This window comes from Actinomadura sp. 6N118 (assembly GCF_044326415.1).
GTDB lineage: Bacteria > Actinomycetota > Actinomycetes > Streptosporangiales > Streptosporangiaceae > Spirillospora.
The window spans coordinates 1-16,895 of the sequence record NZ_JBIRAZ010000041.1 but is presented as its reverse complement, the minus strand read 5'-3'; the positions used below and the strand labels follow the sequence as shown (position 1 = coordinate 16,895).

Below are 16,895 nucleotides of genomic sequence, written 5' to 3'. Positions count from 1 at the left end.
GCGTGACATGTCTGATCCCTCAAAAGGACTCCCCGTAGGGCAGCGAATCATCCATGATTGGCGACCATGGAGACTCCGCGTGCGGCTGGGCGCTACCGGATCGAAAGGCTCCTGGGTTCCGGGGGCTTCGCCGCCGTCTGGCTGGGCCACGACGCCCAGCTGGAGGCCCCCGTGGCGATCAAAATCCTGGCCGACCACTGGGCACAGCGCGCGGACCTACGGGAGCGGTTCGTGCAGGAGGCCCGGTTGCTGCGGTCGGTCGACTCGCACCGGCTCGTCCAGGTCTTCGACATCGGCGAGCTGCCGGACGGCCGGCCCTACTTCGTGATGAGCTACGCCGACAAGGGCACTCTCGACGAACTGCTCGCCGCCGGTCCCCTCCCGCTGAACGACGCGCTCAACCTGGCCCGCGAGATCGCCCACGGCGTGGAGGCGCTCCACGCCCAAGGCATCGTGCACCGCGACCTCAAGCCGTCCAACGTACTGATCCGTTCCACCGACGGCGCCGACCGGATCATGATCGCGGACCTGGGCATCGCCCGTACCGGCGACCGGCTGTCCAGCCTGACCCTGCCCGCCGGGTCGCCGGGCTACATGGCGCCCGAGCAGACCCAGATCGACGGCGCCCCGGACAGGCGTGCCGACGTGTACGGGCTGGGCGCCCTCACCTATCACATGCTCACGGGGCAGCCCCCCACGGAGAGCCGGCGGCTGCCGAGCGAAGTGCAGCCGACCGTCCCGCACAACATCGACGTCGTGGTGCACCGCGCACTGGAACCGGACCGCGAGCGGCGCTGGCCCTCGGCCTCCGACTTCGCCCAGGCCCTGTCCCAGACGCTGGGCAAGGTCGACACCGACCCCCTTCCCCACACCCGGCCGGTCTCGAAGCGGCACCGGGGGCGACGCCGCGTGATCTGGGCGGCCGGCGGCGCGGTCGCGGCCCTGCTGCTGGCCACCGGAGGGACCGTGTGGATGGTCACCGGAGACGACGAGGCCGCTCCCAAGAAGGAGCACGGCGCGTCCATGGGTGACCCGGGCGGGCGGTGGATCCGTACCGACCGCGGCATCCCGACGCAGTACCGCCGCCTGATCGTGCGCGCGGGCACCTGGTGCGAGGTCAGGGGGCTGAGCCCCGCCCTGATCGCCGCCATGCTCAAGGCCGAGAGCAACTTCGATCCCCACCTGTCGGATCCGAAGTCCGACGAGTACGGCATCGCCCGGTGGACGCCCGCGGTGCTGATGCACTGGCAGCCGGGCGGGTCCAACAACCCCGCGCCGCGGCCCGCCGACATCACCCCGGAGCTGTCCATTCCGGCGATGGGCCGGTTCCTGTGCTCGCTCGGCCGCCAGATCCAGGACGTGCCGGGTGATCCGGCGCTCAACCTAGCCGGGCTCTACCGCACGAGCGTCGCCAAGGTGAAGAAGGCCCGCGGTGTGCCTCCCGCGTACAAGTCCTACGCGCAGAAGGTGGACCGATACCTCAAGGACTACCGCCCAAGCTGAGCCCCGCCCAAGCTGAGCCCCGCCCGAGCCGAGCTCCGCCCGAGCCGAGCCACGCCCGAGCTGAGTCCGGCGTGAGCTAAGCCCCGCCCGAGCCGAGTCCCCACGCGGGCTGCCCCGTCCGCCTGCGGTTACTTGCGCGCTTCCTTGGGAACGCGCTGCACCAGGCGGAGGGCCAGGCCGGGGCACATGGCGACCGCCCTCCGCGCGTCCGATTCGAGCATCGAGGGGATCGGCTCGCCAGGGATCACCGGATAGTTGTACTCGTCCATCCGTACGATGCCGCGCAGGATGTCGGCGCAGAGCCCGTGCCCGTCGCAGCGGCTCCAGTCGACCTCCAACTGCAGCTGCGCTTCGGTCTCGGCGGGCAGGACGCCCAGCACGGGACGGCCACAGCTGCCGTACTCCACATGCTCGGCGGCGTCTGCCTCGAAGACGTCCATCGCGGTCAGCACGAACCGCGACAGCCCGTCCGGGTGTGCGCAGGCCCCGCGCCCGACCACCATCCGGGCGGCCTTGCGGAGGCGTTCCAGCGCGTCCGCCGCGTCCTGCCCGCCCGCCAGCGCGGCGAGCGCTCCCGCGACATCAGGCAGACCGAGCCGGCAGGGCCCGCACTGCCCTGCCGACTCGGCGGCCATGTAGCGGGCGACGCGGGCGACCTCCCCGATCGGGCAGGTGCCCCGGCCGAGCGGCATGACGATGCCGGCGCCGAGCGTCCCGCCCGCCTCGCTCAGGCTCACCCGCGACACCTGCGTACGGGTGGCGATGTCGCCGGTGAGCCAGGCACCGTGGTACCCGCCGACCAGCACGCCCTCGCCCGCCCGGCTCCCGCACAGATCCAGCAAATGGGCCAGCGGCGCCCCCGACGGCGTCTCCACGACCGCCGGGAACCGCGCCGACCCCGTCACGGTCAGCAGGACGGTGCCCGGCTCCTCGGGGATGCCGACCTTCCCGTACGCGTCGGGGCCGAGCCCGGCGAGAACGGCGAGCTGCGCGTAGGTCTCCGCGTTCGACAGCAGCGTCGGGAGCCCGTCGACGCCCCGGGTGGAGGCGTGTCCCTTGCGGCCCGGCGGAATGGGCCGGCGCCCGTTGATGCCGCGGACGAGCGCGCCGCTCTCGCCCGTGATGAACCGTTCCGGCAGCCGCACGACCCGGGCGCGCTCGTCCAGCTCCCGTTCCTGGATCGCCAGCTCCATCGAGGCGGCGGCCTCCTCGTCGGTCACTCCGAGCACGATCTCGCGCGACCCGAGTGCGGTGGCGGCCAGCGCCGCCCCGTCCAAGATCAGGTGCGGCGTGCGGCACAGCAGCACCTTGTCCTTGGCACTGCCGGGCTCCCCCTCGGTGCCGTTGACGACCACGACGGTGCGTTTGCGGCGCCGCGCCGCACTGTCGACCACGGCTTGCAACTTGCGGGCGAACGGGAAGCCGGCCCCGCCACGGCCGCACAACTTCCCTGCCTCAGCGAGCGCGATCAGCCGGCCGGACTCCAGCATCTGCGGCTCCGGATGCAGGCCACGGTGGGCATCCCAATCGACGCGGCCGTCACTTTCCAATCCCCGGGTGAGCCGGCCGGGGCCGATCTGCCGAACAGCAATCTTGATCATGACGCCCTCCGCGCCCGCGGGCGAAGAAACGGCCGTGCGATCAGTGCCAGGACCACCGCGACCAGGCAGAGCGCGTAGGCCACCTTCACGTACGGAGCCGCCTCCCGGCCCGCCGACAGTCCGTGCCATATGCCCATCGGCCAGGCGACGTAGGCGGTGAGGTGCAGCAACCGCCACACCCACGGCCTGCCGGTGATGGCGAAGCGCCCCCGCGCGATACCGCTCGCGATCGCCACGACCAGCAGATAGAACGCGACCGTCCCGAGCCCGTACGTCACCGAGGACGAGAACGGCACGAACGCCTCCACCATGCCCACGCGGTGCCGTGCCAACTGCGTGGCCAGATGCGCCACCAGCATCGAGACGGAGATGAAGGCCAGGACACGGTGGACGGACTGCGCGTGGACCCGGTGCCCGGGGGCGAGGATCGTGCGATCTGTCGCGAGCAGCCCGATCAAGACCGTCAGCGACAGCGTGACCAGCGCGAAGACCCCGCAGTAGAAGTCCAGGAACCCTCCCAGCGCCCGGCCGACGGGAGCGATCCAGCCCATGCTGATCGCCAGGCCGAGCAGCCCCCCGGCCAAGGCCGTCACGACCAGGATCACGAGCAGGCCACCCGGCGGACGCCGCCGATGGCGCCTGCCGGAACCCCGCCGCGGCGACGAACCCGTCCCCACGCCGAACCCTCGCGTCCCCTCGTGCGCGAGCCTGCGATGGTCGGGAGCCATCACCTAAGCCTCTCGGGTAGTCCCCTTGTGCACCCCTCGGCCAATTACGACGCGTCCCGTTCGAGGTCAGTTCGCCGGACAGACCTCCCGCACGCGGATACCTTGGCCGTAACCGGCCGTTCTCAGACCGTCACCCCGCTACGGACAGGACCTCGTCGCATTCGGAAGCCGTCCCGGAGGGCACCCCGTCCGTCCACTCCGCGACCCGAACACCCTCAGTATACAAAGCCTGACCTGGGGAGATCCGGGCACCACCCCGCCCCCGGCCGGACGATGATCGCCTGCGACGGGGCCGGTGCGCGTGCGGTGCGCGTGTGGCTAGGCGACGGGTACGGGAGTGCCGTCGCGGGCCGTCAGGGCTGCGTAGTGGCCGTCAAGGGCCAGGAGGTCGTCATGGGTGCCGCGTTCGGCGATGCGGCCTTGATCGAGGACGATGATCTGGTCCGCGTCGCGGACGGTGGAGAGGCGGTGCGCGATCGTGATGGTGGTGCGGCCCTCGGCGAGGCGGTCGATGGCCTCCTGCACGGCCTGCTCGGTCTGGGTGTCCAGGGCGCTGGTCGCCTCGTCCAGGACCAGGATCGGCGGATTGCGAAGGATGGTGCGGGCGAGCGCCAGCCGCTGCTTCTCGCCGCCTGAGAACCGGTAGCCGCGTTCGCCGACCATCGTGTCGTAGCCGTCGGGGAGGCTCATGATGTGGTCGTGGATCTGCGCGGCGCGAGCGGCGCCGTGAAGTTCCTCGTCGGTGGCGTCCGGCTTCGCGAAGCGAAGGTTGTCAGCGACGCTGGCGTGGAAGAGGTAGCTCTCCTGGGAGACCACGCCGACCGCGTTGGACAGGTCCTCGAACGAGAGGTCGCGGACGTCGACACCGTCGATCGTGATCCGGCCGCTGGTGGCGTCGTAGAGGCGCGGGACGAGATAGCCCAGGGTCGTCTTGCCTGAGCCTGTCTCGCCCACGACGGCAAGGCTCGTGCCGGCGGGTACGACCAGGTCGAGGTCTTGCAGGGCCGGGGAGCCGTCATAGGAAAAGCCCACGTGCTCGAAGCGGACCTCGCCCCGGACGTTCTGGATCGGAGCCGGCTTGGCGGGCTCCTCGATGTCCGGGCGGAGGTCGAGATACTCGAAGATCCGGCTGAAGAGGGCCAAGGAGCTCTGGACCTCAACGCCTGTCTGCAGCAGCATCACCATCGGGCGGAAGAGGGAGGCCTGGAGGGTGGTGAACGCCACCAGGGTCCCGATCGAGATCAGCGGCCGGCCACCGGAGGCGGTGAGCCCGGCGGCCCAGTAGATGATCGCGGGCATCGCCGACATGACGATGCCGATGGTCGACTGCCGCCAGCGCCCGGCCATGCTGGACCGGATCTCCAGGTCGACCAGGTCACGGGACTCGGCCGCGAAGTCGTCGGTCAGCGCGCGGGAACGTCCCATCGTCCGGCCGAGCAGGATGCCGCTGACCGAGAGGGACTCTTCGACGATCGCCGACATGGCGGCCAGTTGCTTCTGGCGTTGGCCGGTGATCCGCTTGCGCTCCTTGCCGACGCGGCGGCTGATCCAGACGAAGAACGGCAGCATGAGCAGGGAGACGAGGGTGAGCCGCCATTCGAGGACCGCCATGGCGATGACGGTCGCGATGACCGAGGTGAAGTTGGAGACCAGCGAGGTGGCGGTCGAGGTGACCGTGGACTGCATCCCGCCGATGTCGTTGGCGATCCGGGACTGGACCTCGCCGGTCCGGGTCTTGGTGAAGAACGAGAGCGGCATCCGCTGAAGGTGCCCGTAGACGGCGGTGCGCAGGTCGTGCATGACCCTCTGGCCGACTCCGGTGGAGATGTAGGTCTGCAGTACGCCGAACGCACTGGTGGCGATCACGACGGCGACCATGCCGATGACGAGCAGGCTCAGCAGGCCGGTGCGGCCCTGCGGCAGCGCGACGTCCAGCACCTCGCGGAGCATGAACGGCGTGGCCAGCGAGACCAGCGAGGACAGGCCGACGAGGAGGCCGACGATGGCCAGCCGGCCGCGATAGGGATGGAACAGCCGCAGGATGCGGCGGACCTCTGGTGAGTCGGACTGCATGGGCGGCTCCTCGGTAAGCACGCCCGCTATAACTGAGCCAAGCTCACAGTTATTCCACTGAACAATGAGCTAGACTCCCTTGAATGGAGAAGGATCTGGTGGAGCTGTTCGGCCAGGTCGCCCGCAGGATCCGCCGCAACCAGCTGGAACGCCTGGCGCCACTCGAGCTCACGCCGTCCCAATCCCGGGCCCTGCGAGTGATCACGAACGCCGAGGAGCCCCTGCGCATGGCGGAGCTGGCCGAGCACCTCGGCGTGGTCCCCCGTTCGGTCACCACCGTGGTGGACGCGCTGGAGAAGGCCGGGCTGGCCGGCCGCACGCCTGATCCCGGCAACCGCCGTTCGATCCTGGTGACCCCCACCGCGAAGGGGCGGGCGGTGCGGACGCGGATGGCCGAGGCCCGCCGCGAGGCCGCCGAAGAGGTCTTCCAGCCGCTGACCGCCGAGCAACGCGAGCAGCTCCGCGCTCTGCTCGCGCTGCTCGACGAACACGAATGATCTACAGAGACCAGCTGCCCGCCGCCGCGGCGGCCTTGACGTAGTCGGGGAACGGGCGGGCGTCTCTGCCCAGGGCGCGGCGGACGCCGTCGCTCACCCGGTCGCCCGTGCCTTGGCTGATGCCGTCCAGCAGGCCGGCCAGGAGTTCGGCCATCTCGGTGGGGAAGCCCAGCGACGTGAGCGACGTCACGTACTCCGGCACCTGGAGCGGGGTATAGCGGATCTCCCGGCCGGACGCCTCGGCGATGAGTTCGACGGCGGTACGGAACGACAGGGGCTCGGGGCCGGAGAGCTCGTAGACCTGGCCGGTGTGGCCCTCCTGGGTGAGCGCGGCGACCGCGACGTCGGCGATGTCCTCGGCGTCGATGAACGGCTCGCGCCCCTCCCCCGCAGGAATCGCCAGCTCACCGGCGCGCAGTGGCTCAAGGAAGAAGTCCTCGCTGAAGTTCTGGGCGAACCAGGCCGCGCGGAGGATCGTCCAGGCGATTCCGGACTCGCGGACGGCGCGTTCGGCCTGCTGCTGGGAGGGCTGCGCCTCACCGGCCACGCCACGGGCCGACAGCAGCACGATGCGCTGGACACCGGCTGCGGCGGCCGTGGCAGTGAACTCTGGGATGATGGACTGGTCGACGTACTCGTTCATCGGTACCAGGTAGACGGCCGATACTCCGTCCAGAGCGGCGCCCCAGGTGGCCCGGTCGGCCAGGTCGAAGCCGGTGGTGCGGGAGGCCGCGCGGACGGGGCGGCGGAGATCGTTGAGGCGTGCGACGACCCGGCGGCCGGTCTTGCCGCGGGCGCCGAGCACGAGAGTGATCGATTCGGTCATGGCAACCATGACATCAGGGCGATCCGAGACGATCCATGAGTGTCCGTCTTGATTCCATGTGCGATCGTCCTGAAGATCACACTTTGGGATGACGCGCCTCCCCGCCGAGGACCGCTACCTTGCCACGGAGCGGAGATCGGGTACGACGAGGGTGGCCTCATGCATGAGAAGCAGTGGAACCGGCGGCGCGTGCTCACCACCGGTGGACGTGCCGCCGCGGCGGTCGCGCTGGGTTCCCTTCTCGCCGGCACACGGACCGCGGACGCCGCCGTGGCGAGGCGCTTCGACCTCTTCGGCTCCGTTCACTCGCTGCTGTGGAACAAGACGATCCTTCCGGGCACCGTGATCCAGTCGTTCGGCTTCGACAACCTGCGCGGCCATCTCTACTTCGTGCAGGTCCTCGACGAGGTGGGCGCCGCGCCGGCGGGCCGGCTGCACGTCACCAGGACGGATCTGGCCGGGAACGTCCTCGGCGACATGATCCTGCGCGACCGGGCCGGCCGGGGCTGGGGTCACGGGATGTCCCTCGCTGTCGAGTCGACCCCCCGCCATGTCCGCCTGTGGGTCGAGGTGGACGGCGCAGTGCGGACAGACGGGCTGGATTGCACCGGCCGGGCGCTCGCCAGGATCCCGTTCGTCGACGGCGCCACGTTCACCCCGGACTCGGCGGGGCTCGAGAAGCACAGGCTGATCCGTGGCGCCACCGATGTCACCTGCACCCTCGACCCGGTCAACAACCGGCTGGTGCAGCGGTACGTCGTGGCCGGCAGGGCGCGGTACGCCGTCTATTCGCTGGACGAAGTGATCGCCGGCACGTACCACCCGGTCGCCTGGTTCGCGGAGCCGGTCCTCGAGCAGCCCTACCGTCCAGGGCGCCGGCCGATCGAGGTGTTCGTGGAGGTCCAGGGCTACGCGGCCTACGACCGCCACCTCTACATCCTGGCGGCGAATCTTCAGGACGACGCCCACCTCACCACCGTTGATCTCAGGAGCGGACGCGTGGTGCAGCAGCGTTCCCTCGACTCGGGCCCCTCTGCCGTCTTCTCGCACGTCCACCGGAAGGCGGAGGGCATGGCGATCCAGCAGACCGGGGGCTCGGCGCGGCTCTGTTACGGCTTCGCCGGCGGCGACGCCGGTGCCCGTACGACGACGATCTCGTATGTGGAGTCCATGGCCTGATGTGAGATCGTCTCGGTATGGACCTCCTCGACGACCTCCTCTCCGGGGTCCGGGCACGCGGCGCGACGTTCTGCCGGTCCGTCGCCGAGCCGCCCTGGGCGGTGCACTTCGCCTCGCCGGCCCCGCTGACCCTCGGCACCATGCTCAGCGGGAACGCCTGGATCACACCGGTCGACGGCGAGCCGGTGGAGGCCAAGGAGGGCGACATCGTCCTGGTTCGGGGCAACGGCTCGTTCACCATGGGAGACAGCCCGGACACCCCGGCCCAGGTGGTCATCGAGGGCGCCGACCGATGCTGGCTGACGGCGGACGGGCCGGACACGGCCGGGCACAACTTCGTGTTGGGTCCCCGGACGTACGGGCTCACGGCCGAGGGATCTGATCTCTTCGTCACGGCCGAGTACGCGATGCGCGGGGACGTCTGCGAGCGGCTCCTCAGGGCGCTTCCGGAGCTGGTCGTCGTCCCGTGGGCGCCCGAGTTCGCGCCGCTGCTCGACCTGCTCGCCACGGAGATCGCCCGCGAGGATCCCGGCCAGCAGGTCATCCTCGACCGGCTGCTCGACATGCTGCTGGTCCGGGTGCTGCGCTCATGGTTCGCCCGGCCCGACGCGCAGCCGCCCGCCGGATACCGCGCACTGGCCGATCCGCAGATCGGGCGGGCGCTCCGGCTGCTCCACGACGAGCCCGGCCGGGCCTGGACGGTGGCCGGGCTGGCCACCGAGATCGGCATGTCGCGGGCCGTCTTCGCCCGGCGGTTCAGCGAGCTCGTCGGCCAGCCGCCGCTGACCTACCTGACCGAGTGGCGGATGGCCGTGGCCGCCGATCTGCTGCGCGAGCCGGGTTCGAGCGTCGCGTCGGTGGCACGCAAGGTCGGCTACTCGGACGGGTTCGCATTCAGCAACGCGTTCAAGCGCGTGCGAGGCGAGAGTCCGAGCACGGTCCTGCGCGCCACTGCCGCCGCCGCTACCACCACCACAGGCGCTGCTCCCACCTCTGCCGCTGCCCCACCCAACGCCGCTGGCACCGCCGCTGCCCCAAGCAACGCCGCCATCGCTGGCACTGGCACCACCGGCGCCGGCGTCGACGCTGGCGCCGCTTAGCTCGCGCCGTAGACAGGCTCGGGTGCCGCCGACCGGGCGAGGAGATCGGTGAGAACGGGAGTCAGCTCGGCGGGATCCCAGCGGGCGCCCTTGTCGACGGCGAGGCCGTGCCGGAAGGCGTCCATCACGCAGATCTTGCCGCCCTCGGCCTCGAAGACCCGGCCGGTGACACCGCGCGACTCCGCCGAGCCCAGCCAGACCACCAGCGGAGAAACGTTCTCGGGTGCCATCACGTCGAACTCGCCCTCGGCGGGCGCGGCCATGGTCTGCGCGAAGACCTCCTCGGTCATGCGCGTCCGGGCGGCCGGGGCGATCGCGTTGACCGCCACCCCGTACCGGCCGAGCTCCGCCGACGCGACCAGAGTCAGCCCTACGATGCCGGCCTTCGCAGCCGAGTAGTTGCCCTGGCCCACGCTGCCAAGCAGGCCCGCGCCGGACGAGGTGTTGATGACGCGGGCGTCGACCGGCCGCCCGGCCTTGCTCTCGCCGCGCCAGTACTGCCCGGCGTGCTTGAGCGGCAGGAAGTGCCCCTTGAGGTGAACGCGCATGACCGCGTCCCACTCGTCCTCGGACAGGTTGATCAGCATCCGGTCGCGCAGAAAGCCCGCGTTGTTGACCAGGACGTCGAGGCGGCCGAACGTGTCGATCGCGGTGGCGACCAGGGCGGCCGCTCCCCCCTCGGTGGCGATGTCGTGGGGACTGGCGACCGCCTGCCCGCCGAGCTGCTCGATCTCCTTGACCACCTCGTGCGCGGGGCCCTCGGAGGCGTCTCCGGTGCCGTCGCGGGCGACGCCGAGATCGTTGACGACGACCCTGGCACCCTGGCGGGCGAACTCCAGCGCGTGCGCCCGGCCGAGGCCGCGGCCCGCTCCAGTGACGACGACGACGCGGTCTTTGCAGATCATCCAGTCCTCCTGCTCTTCTCTTGCCACTCACGGCTCTCATGGTTCGTTCACTCGCGGTTGACGTTGGCGGCGTCCAGGAAAGCGGGGCGTTCTCCCCCGCCGTGCAGCAGCAGCGCGGACCCGCTGATGTAACCCGCGAGGTCAGAGGCGAGGAACGCGCAGGCCGCGCCGATGTCGTACGGGTCGGCCAGGCGGCCCAGCGGCACCGTGCCGGCCACGGCGGCGATGCCGTCCTCGTCGCCGTAGTGCAGGTGTGACTGCTCGGTCCGGACCATGCCGAGCGTGAGCGAGTTGACTCGTACGCGCGGCGCCCATTCGACGGCCAGCGAGGTGGCGAGGTTGTCCAGGCCCGCCTTGGCGGCGCCGTAAGCGGCGGTGCCGGGCGAGGGACGCACGCCGCTGACGCTGCTGATCATGATGATCGAGCCGCCCCCCTCCTGGGCCTGCATGCGCGCGTTGGCGGACCTCGACATGATCAGTGCCGAGGTGAGGTTCAGCTCGATGATCTTGGCATGCGTGCGGACCTCGCCCTCGGCGATCGGCAGGAACGGGGTGCCGCCCGCGTTGTTGACCAGGACGTCGACCCGTTCAAGACCGCCGAAGAAGGCCTCCGCCGCGGCCGGGTCGCGGACGTCCAGCGAGGCGAAGCGGGCCGTCCGGCCACCGGCGGCCGGAAGCGACTCCGGCTCGCGGCGGGCAACGGCGACCACGTCCGCCCCGGCCTCCAGGAGGGCGCGGCTGATGCCAAGCCCGACCCCGCGCACTCCCCCGGTGACGACGGCGAGCCTGCCGGTCAGATCCAGCGAAAGAGACATCCGGCCCTCCTCTGCTACGGTCTGTTCTAACAAATGTTTGGTGGAAAGGTAGCGCATGGGAATCTCCACCACGACCCACGCGGGCGGGGTCGCCGAGATCGTCGTCGATGCCCCGCCGGTCAACGCGCTGACCGTCCGCGGGTGGTACGACCTGGCCGACGCCCTGCTCGCGGCCGGACGCGACCAGAAGGTCGGCGCCGTCGTGCTCCGCGCCGAGGGACGCGGATTCAACGCGGGCGTCGACATCAAGGAGATGCAGAACACCGAGGGCCACACCGCGCTCGTGGGCGCCAACCGCGGTTGCTACGCGGCCTTCGCGGCCGTCTACGAATGCGAGGTCCCGGTCGTCGCCGCGGTGAACGGCTTCTGCCTCGGCGGCGGCATCGGACTGGTCGGCAACGCGGACATCATCGTGGCCGCCGAGGACGCCTACTTCGGCCTCCCCGAAGTCGACCGGGGCGCGCTCGGCGCCGCCACCCACCTGGCGCGCCTCGTTCCGCAGCACCTGATGCGCGCGATGGTCTACACGTGCCGCAACGTGACGGCCGAGGAGCTGCACCGGCACGGATCAGTGCTGGAGGTCGTCCCGGCCGCGGACCTGCGCGCGAAGGCCTTCGAAGTCGCCGAGAACATCGCCGCCAAGGATCCGTACGTCATCCGGCGCGCCAAGGAGTCCCTCAACGGGATCGATCCGATCGACGTGAAGCGCAGCTACCGCTACGAGCAGGGCTTCACCTTCGAGCTGAACCTGGTCGGCGCCGGTGACGCCCACCGCGACGCCTTCGTACGGAAGGAGGGCCGGTGAGCAAGGTCACGACGATCGACGAGATCGCCGGGTCGCTGGAGAGCGGCATGACGATCGGGATCGGCGGCTGGGGGTCGCGCCGCAAGCCGATGGCCCTGGTGCGCGCCATCTGCAACTCCCCGGTGACCGACTTGACGGTCATCTCCTACGGCGGGCCCGATGTCGGCCTGCTCTGCGCGTACGGCAAGGTGCGCAGGCTGATCACCGCGTTCGTCACGCTCGACTCGATCCCGCTGGAGCCGCACTTCCGGCAGGCGCGGCAGAACGGTGACATCGAGCTGACCGAGTACGACGAGGGCATGTTCATGTTCGGGCTGTACGCGGCGGCGCACCGGCTGCCGTTCCTGCCGACTCCGGCGGGGCTCGGCTCGGACGTGCTGAAGGTCAATCCGGAGCTGAAGACGATCCGTTCGCCGTACGAGGACGGCCAGGAACTGGTCGCGGTCCCGGCCCTCACGATGGACGTCGCCCTCGTCCACATGAACCGCGCTGACGCACGCGGCAACGCCCAATACCTCGGCCCCGACCCGTACATGGACGACCTCTTCGCCAAGGCCGCCGACCGCACCTACGTCTCGTGTGAACGGCTCGTCGATACCGGCGACCTCCTCAAGGAGGGCCCACTCCAGTCCCTCCTCATCAGCCGTTCCCAGGTCACCGGGGTGGTTGAGACGCCGAACGGCGCGCACTTCACGACCTGCGAGCCCGACCACGAACGCGACGAGGCGTTCCAGAAGCTCTACGCCAAGGCCGCCGCCGACCCCGAGGAATGGGCCGCGTTCCGCGCCCGCTTCCTATCCGGAGACGAGCCCGCCTACCAGGACGCCGTACGCACATGGCAGGAGGAGAGCCGATGACGACGGCGACACGGGCCGAGATCTGCGCCGTCGCCTGCGCCGAACTGTTCCGGGGCGATGGCGAGATCGTGGCTGCGGCAGTCGCGGGCTTCGTCCCGATGCTCGGCTCCCGCCTGGCGCGCGCGACGTTCGAACCAGATCTCCTCACCACCGACGGAGGCCCAGCGCTAAGCGCCGAGCCCGTCCCGCTCGGCGCGAAGGCCTCCGGCGTCGAGGGCTGGCTGCCGTTCCGCGACCACCTCTGGCTGGTGCTGAACGGACGCCGCCATGTCGTCATGGGGCCGGTCCAGATCGACGCGTTCGGCAACACCAACATCTCGTGCATCGGCGACTGGGAGCGGCCCGCCCGCCAGCTTCTCGGTGTACGCGGCGGCCCGGGCAACACCCTGCTCAACACGACGAGCTACTGGGTCCCCAAGCACTCGACCCGCGTCTTCACCGAGAAGGTCGACTTCGTGAGCGGCGTCGGCCACGACCGCGGCGCGCACGAGATCCGCGCCGTCGTCACCAATCTCGCCGTCCTGGACTTCGCCACCCCCACCCGGCGCATGCGCCTCCGCTCGGTCCACCCAGGCGTCTCGGTCGCCGACGTCGTCGGCAACACCGGCTTCGAGCTCGACATCCCCGCCGACGTCCCCGAGACCCGCCTCCCCACCTCCGACGAGCTGCAGGTCATGCGCGAGGTCCTCGACCCCAGAGGCCTCCGCGAACGCGAGGTCTCATGATCGACCAGCTCCTCGACACACCCCTGACCCGCCTCACAGGCGTACGGCACCCGGTCGTCCAAACAGGCATGGGCTGGGTGGCCGGACCGCGCCTCGTCTCGGCCGTGGCGAACGCAGGAGCCCTCGGCATCCTCGCGTCGGCCACCATGACGCTCGACCAGCTGACCCACGCGATCCACGAGGTCAAGGACCGCACGGACGCCCCGTTCGGCGTCAATCTCCGCGCCGACGCCACTGACGCGGGCGACCGCATCGACCTCCTCATCAAAGAAGGCGTACGTGTCGCCTCGTTCGCCCTGGCCCCCAAACAAGAGCTGATCGCCAAGCTCAAGGACGCCGGCACCATCGTGATCCCGTCCGTGGGCGCCCGCCGCCACGCCGAGAAGGTCGCCGCCTGGGGCGCGGACGCGGTGCTCGTCCAGGGCGGCGAGGGGGGCGGCCACACCGGCGCCGTCGCGACCACCCTCCTCCTCCCCCAGGTCGTCGACGCCGTCGACATCCCGGTCATCGCCGCCGGCGGTTTCTTCGACGGCCGCGGCCTCGCCGCCGCCCTCGCGTACGGCGCGGCGGGCGTCGCCATGGGCACCCGCTTCCTCCTGACCGCCGACAGCTCAGTGCCCGACGAGGTCAAGCAGGTCTATCTGGGCACCAACGAGACGATCGTCACCCGTCAGGTGGACGGCATGCCGCACCGCGTCCTGCGCAGCGAACTGGTCGACACCCTAGAACGCGCCGGCCGCCTCACCGGCCTCGTCCGCGCCCTCCGCAACGGCGCCCGCTTCAAAAAGATCTCCGGCATGTCCTGGCGCGCCATGCTCGCCGACGGCAAGGCCATGAAGCACGGCAAGGACCTCTCCTGGTCGCAGGTCCTCATGGCCGCCAACACCCCCATGCTGCTGAAGGCCGCCATGGTCGACGGCCGCCCGGACCTGGGCGTGATGGCCTCAGGCCAGGTGGTCGCGCTCATCGACGAACTCCCCACCTGCGAGGCCCTCATCGACACCATCGTCCAAGACGCCGCTAAGACCATAGCCACCCAGCAAACCCACCTGGTCAATCGCTAGCTGCGCCAAGGCGTTCATGATGCAGGCAACGCCTCGTCCGCTGATCCCATGAGGACCTTTTGCGCAGCGCCACCACTCCGGAGCCGGAGCATCCCGTCGGCGGGTAGCACCGCCGACAGGGGGCTTCGTGGTCGAGTTCCTTGTCGTGCCCACTCCCGCGCCCGGCAGCTTCCTGATCCATAGGGTTGTGCGCGTCTGGATGTCGACGGCGTGAACTCGGCATCGGCCGCCCCTTTGGTGCGGCTGGTCGCCCGCCTGCAGGTCACCGCTGGGCTGGGCCTCAAGCTCGGCAGCGAGGTGAGCGGGGCGCAGAGGTGGGCGCCAACGTGGCCGCGCGTTCGGTGGGAAGAGCTTTTGCCGCGCTGCGCGCGCGGGGAGGCCGGTACTACCGCGCCCCGGCCATGCTCACGGCCTCAGCGGCTCTAGGCCTGTGAACTCGGCATCGGCCGCCCCTTTGGTGCGGCTGGTCACCCGCCTGCAGGTCACCGCAGGGCTGGGCCCCGAACTTGGCAGCGAGGCGAGCGGGAGGCAGGGCTGTGCGCCGACGTGGCCGCACATCTGATGAGGAAGAACTTTGTCACGCTCCGCGCGAGGATGCTGAGACTGCCACAGGCCGACCACGCTCATGGCCGCAGCGACCCTAGGCCTGTGAACTCGGCATCGGCCGCCCCTTTGGTGCGGCTGGTCACCCGCCTGCAGGTCACCGCAGGGCTGGGCCTCGAACTTGGCAGCGAGGTAAGCGGAGAGTAGGGCTGGGCGCCCAGGTGAGCGCACGTCTGCTGGATAGGGCTTTGCCGCGCCGCGCCGCGCCGGGGCGGCTGGTGCTGCCGCGTCCCGGCCATTCTCATGCCCGCAGCGACCCTAGGCCTGTGAACTCGGCATCGGCCGCCCCCTTGATGCGGCTGGTCACCCGCCTGCAGGTCACCGCAGGGCTGGGGTTCGGACTTGGCAGCGAGATGAGTGGGAGGTGGAGGTGGGTGTCGACGTGGCCGCGCATCTGATGAGGAAGAACTTTGTCGCGCCGCACGCGAGGATGCTGAGACTGCCACAGGCCGACCACGCTCATGGCCGCAGCGACCCTAGGCCTGTGATCTCGGCATCGGCCGTCCCTTTGGTGCGGCTGGTCACCCGCCTGCAGGTCACCGCTGGGCTGGGCCTCAAGCTCGGCAGCGAGGTGAGCGGGGCGCAGAGGTGAGCGCCAACGTGGCCGCGCGTTCGGTGGAAGGAGCTTTTGCCGCGCTGCGCGCGGGGAGGCCCGTACTACCGCGCCCCGGCCATGCTCACGGCCTCAGCGGCTCTAGGTCTGTGATCTCGGCGTCGGCCCCCCTTTGGTGCGGCTGCTCGCCCGCCTGCAGGTCGCCGCAGGGCTGGGGTTCGGACTTGGCGGCGAGGTGAGTGGAAGGTGGGGGTGGGTGTCGACGTGGCCGCGCGTGTGGTGGTGAGGGCTTTGTCGCGCTGCGCGGGGACGCTGGCGCTGCTGCGTCCCGACCACGCTCATGCCCGCGGCAGCTCCAGGGCTGCGAACTCGGCATCGGCCACCCCTTTAGTGCGGCGGCTTGCCCGGCTGCGGGTCACCGCAGGGCTGGGGTTCGAACTCGGTGGCGAGGTGACCGGAGGGTAGGGGTGGGCGTCGACGTGGCCGCATATCTGGTGGTGGAGGGAGGGGCTTGTCGCGCTGCGCGCGGGGATGCTGGTGGTGCTGCAAGCTGACCACGCTCATGTCCACAACGGTCTAGGTCTGTGATCTCGGCATCGGCCACCGCCTTTGGTGCGGCTGATTGCCCGGCTGCGGGTCACCGTGGGGCTGGGTTCAGACCCGGCGGCGAGGTGAGCCGGGGGGAGGTCTGGGCGTCAAGGTGGCTGCGCGTCTGGCGGGGGAAGAGCTTTGTCACGTTGTACGCGGGGAGGCTGGTGCTGCTGCGTCCCGGCCGTGCTCACGCCTGCAGCGGCCTTAGGGCTTGCCGACGCGGTGGGTGGCCTGTCCCCTTGGGGCTGGCGGGCACCTGGTCCGGGGCTGCGGGCTGGGGGCGGGCGCCAGGGGCGCCAAGGCTGCCGACCGCGGCTGCCGCCTGTGGTGAGCGGTTGGGCCGGGGGTGGGGGCGTGCCTGTAGGCCCGGTGCAGGAAGGCGCCGGGCTACTACAGGGCTGGGGTGTGTGAGTGGTCAGGCCGCGTGGTCGTGCCAGGGATTGTCGGCCTGATCGACAGGTCTGCCGCGT

Annotated in this window: 15 protein-coding genes; 9 read left to right on the top strand and 6 right to left on the bottom strand. The window is 70.6% G+C overall.

Annotation, left to right across the window (positions count from 1 at the left end):
- Window positions 1-66 precede the first annotated feature (66 nt).
- Entirely contained in the window at window positions 67-1,503 is a 1,437-nt protein-coding gene (locus tag ACH34W_RS52510) for a serine/threonine-protein kinase (RefSeq protein WP_395968810.1), read from the top strand.
- Between the two features lie 128 nt (window positions 1,504-1,631).
- Here the strand turns inward: ACH34W_RS52510 and ACH34W_RS52505 are convergent, their stop codons facing one another.
- The 3 genes from ACH34W_RS52505 to ACH34W_RS52495 form a co-directional block, all read right to left on the bottom strand.
- A complete protein-coding gene (locus tag ACH34W_RS52505; RefSeq protein WP_395968809.1) occupies window positions 1,632-3,104 on the bottom strand; it encodes an NADH-ubiquinone oxidoreductase-F iron-sulfur binding region domain-containing protein in 1,473 nt (490 codons plus the stop codon).
- Window positions 3,101-3,832 (bottom strand): hypothetical protein, encoded by a 732-nt coding sequence (locus ACH34W_RS52500; protein WP_395968808.1) that lies wholly within the window; start codon window positions 3,830-3,832, stop codon window positions 3,101-3,103. Before ACH34W_RS52500 ends, ACH34W_RS52505 begins: the two co-directional genes overlap by 4 nt.
- Before the next feature lie 318 nt (window positions 3,833-4,150).
- The gene (locus ACH34W_RS52495) at window positions 4,151-5,905 is read right to left on the bottom strand and encodes an ABC transporter ATP-binding protein (RefSeq protein ID WP_395968807.1); all 1,755 of its coding nucleotides are present in this window, start codon (window positions 5,903-5,905) and stop codon (window positions 4,151-4,153) included.
- 83 nt (window positions 5,906-5,988) lie between these two features.
- Between ACH34W_RS52495 and ACH34W_RS52490 the strand changes: the two genes are divergently transcribed.
- Complete coding sequence (locus ACH34W_RS52490) at window positions 5,989-6,402, top strand: MarR family winged helix-turn-helix transcriptional regulator (RefSeq protein ID WP_395968806.1); 414 nt, start codon at window positions 5,989-5,991, stop codon at window positions 6,400-6,402.
- 1 nt (window position 6,403) lies between these two features.
- Here ACH34W_RS52490 and ACH34W_RS52485 read toward each other — a convergent pair whose 3' ends face one another.
- On the bottom strand, window positions 6,404-7,228 hold the full coding sequence (locus tag ACH34W_RS52485; protein WP_395968805.1) for an NAD(P)H-binding protein: 825 nt from the start codon (window positions 7,226-7,228) through the stop codon (window positions 6,404-6,406).
- A gap of 159 nt (window positions 7,229-7,387) precedes the next feature.
- Here ACH34W_RS52485 and ACH34W_RS52480 point away from each other — a divergent pair, with 159 nt between their 5' ends.
- Both ACH34W_RS52480 and ACH34W_RS52475 read left to right on the top strand, forming a co-directional pair.
- Window positions 7,388-8,407 (top strand): hypothetical protein, encoded by a 1,020-nt coding sequence (locus tag ACH34W_RS52480; protein WP_395968804.1) that lies wholly within the window; start codon window positions 7,388-7,390, stop codon window positions 8,405-8,407.
- A 17-nt stretch (window positions 8,408-8,424) separates the two neighbouring features.
- Window positions 8,425-9,507 (top strand): AraC family transcriptional regulator, encoded by a 1,083-nt coding sequence (locus tag ACH34W_RS52475; RefSeq protein ID WP_395968803.1) that lies wholly within the window; start codon window positions 8,425-8,427, stop codon window positions 9,505-9,507.
- On the opposite strand, the gene ACH34W_RS52470 is transcribed toward ACH34W_RS52475, so the two are convergent.
- The gene (locus tag ACH34W_RS52470; protein ID WP_395968802.1) at window positions 9,504-10,412 is read right to left on the bottom strand and encodes an SDR family oxidoreductase; all 909 of its coding nucleotides are present in this window, start codon (window positions 10,410-10,412) and stop codon (window positions 9,504-9,506) included. The two genes, ACH34W_RS52475 and ACH34W_RS52470, sit on opposite strands and share 4 nt — an antisense overlap.
- 47 nt (window positions 10,413-10,459) lie before the next feature.
- Window positions 10,460-11,227: an SDR family oxidoreductase gene (locus ACH34W_RS52465; RefSeq protein ID WP_395968801.1), complete on the bottom strand. Its 768-nt coding sequence runs from the start codon at window positions 11,225-11,227 to the stop codon at window positions 10,460-10,462.
- A 55-nt stretch (window positions 11,228-11,282) separates the two neighbouring features.
- Between ACH34W_RS52465 and ACH34W_RS52460 the strand changes: the two genes are divergently transcribed.
- From ACH34W_RS52460 to ACH34W_RS52440, 5 genes are all read left to right on the top strand, one after another.
- A complete protein-coding gene (locus ACH34W_RS52460; RefSeq protein WP_395968800.1) occupies window positions 11,283-12,032 on the top strand; it encodes an enoyl-CoA hydratase family protein in 750 nt (249 codons plus the stop codon).
- Window positions 12,029-12,889: a CoA transferase subunit A gene (locus ACH34W_RS52455; protein WP_395968799.1), complete on the top strand. Its 861-nt coding sequence runs from the start codon at window positions 12,029-12,031 to the stop codon at window positions 12,887-12,889. The genes ACH34W_RS52460 and ACH34W_RS52455 overlap by 4 nt, the downstream gene beginning before the upstream one ends.
- Window positions 12,886-13,614 carry a CoA-transferase subunit beta gene (locus ACH34W_RS52450; RefSeq protein WP_395968798.1) on the top strand — a complete coding sequence of 243 codons (729 nt, stop codon included), beginning with the start codon at window positions 12,886-12,888 and terminating at the stop codon, window positions 13,612-13,614. The genes ACH34W_RS52455 and ACH34W_RS52450 overlap by 4 nt, the downstream gene beginning before the upstream one ends.
- Window positions 13,611-14,678, top strand: a complete 1,068-nt coding sequence (locus ACH34W_RS52445) for an NAD(P)H-dependent flavin oxidoreductase (protein ID WP_395968797.1) — start codon at window positions 13,611-13,613, stop codon at window positions 14,676-14,678. Before ACH34W_RS52450 ends, ACH34W_RS52445 begins: the two co-directional genes overlap by 4 nt.
- A gap of 1,408 nt (window positions 14,679-16,086) precedes the next feature.
- Entirely contained in the window at window positions 16,087-16,299 is a 213-nt protein-coding gene (locus tag ACH34W_RS52440) for a hypothetical protein (RefSeq protein WP_395968796.1), read from the top strand.
- Window positions 16,300-16,895: the final 596 nt, after the last annotated feature.

Excerpts from the sequence above, each read along its gene's own strand:
- ACH34W_RS52510 (WP_395968810.1), top strand. The coding sequence starts at position 67 with ATGGAGACTCCGCGTGCGGCTGGGCGCTACCGGATCGAAAGGCTCCTG.
- ACH34W_RS52505 (WP_395968809.1), bottom strand. The coding sequence starts at position 3,104 with ATGATCAAGATTGCTGTTCGGCAGATCGGCCCCGGCCGGCTCACCCGG.
- ACH34W_RS52500 (WP_395968808.1), bottom strand. The coding sequence starts at position 3,832 with ATGGCTCCCGACCATCGCAGGCTCGCGCACGAGGGGACGCGAGGGTTC.
- ACH34W_RS52495 (WP_395968807.1), bottom strand. The coding sequence starts at position 5,905 with ATGCAGTCCGACTCACCAGAGGTCCGCCGCATCCTGCGGCTGTTCCAT.
- ACH34W_RS52490 (WP_395968806.1), top strand. The coding sequence starts at position 5,989 with ATGGAGAAGGATCTGGTGGAGCTGTTCGGCCAGGTCGCCCGCAGGATC.
- ACH34W_RS52485 (WP_395968805.1), bottom strand. The coding sequence starts at position 7,228 with ATGACCGAATCGATCACTCTCGTGCTCGGCGCCCGCGGCAAGACCGGC.
- ACH34W_RS52480 (WP_395968804.1), top strand. The coding sequence starts at position 7,388 with ATGCATGAGAAGCAGTGGAACCGGCGGCGCGTGCTCACCACCGGTGGA.
- ACH34W_RS52475 (WP_395968803.1), top strand. The coding sequence starts at position 8,425 with ATGGACCTCCTCGACGACCTCCTCTCCGGGGTCCGGGCACGCGGCGCG.
- ACH34W_RS52470 (WP_395968802.1), bottom strand. The coding sequence starts at position 10,412 with ATGATCTGCAAAGACCGCGTCGTCGTCGTCACTGGAGCGGGCCGCGGC.
- ACH34W_RS52465 (WP_395968801.1), bottom strand. The coding sequence starts at position 11,227 with ATGTCTCTTTCGCTGGATCTGACCGGCAGGCTCGCCGTCGTCACCGGG.
- ACH34W_RS52460 (WP_395968800.1), top strand. The coding sequence starts at position 11,283 with ATGGGAATCTCCACCACGACCCACGCGGGCGGGGTCGCCGAGATCGTC.
- ACH34W_RS52450 (WP_395968798.1), top strand. The coding sequence starts at position 12,886 with ATGACGACGGCGACACGGGCCGAGATCTGCGCCGTCGCCTGCGCCGAA.
- ACH34W_RS52445 (WP_395968797.1), top strand. The coding sequence starts at position 13,611 with ATGATCGACCAGCTCCTCGACACACCCCTGACCCGCCTCACAGGCGTA.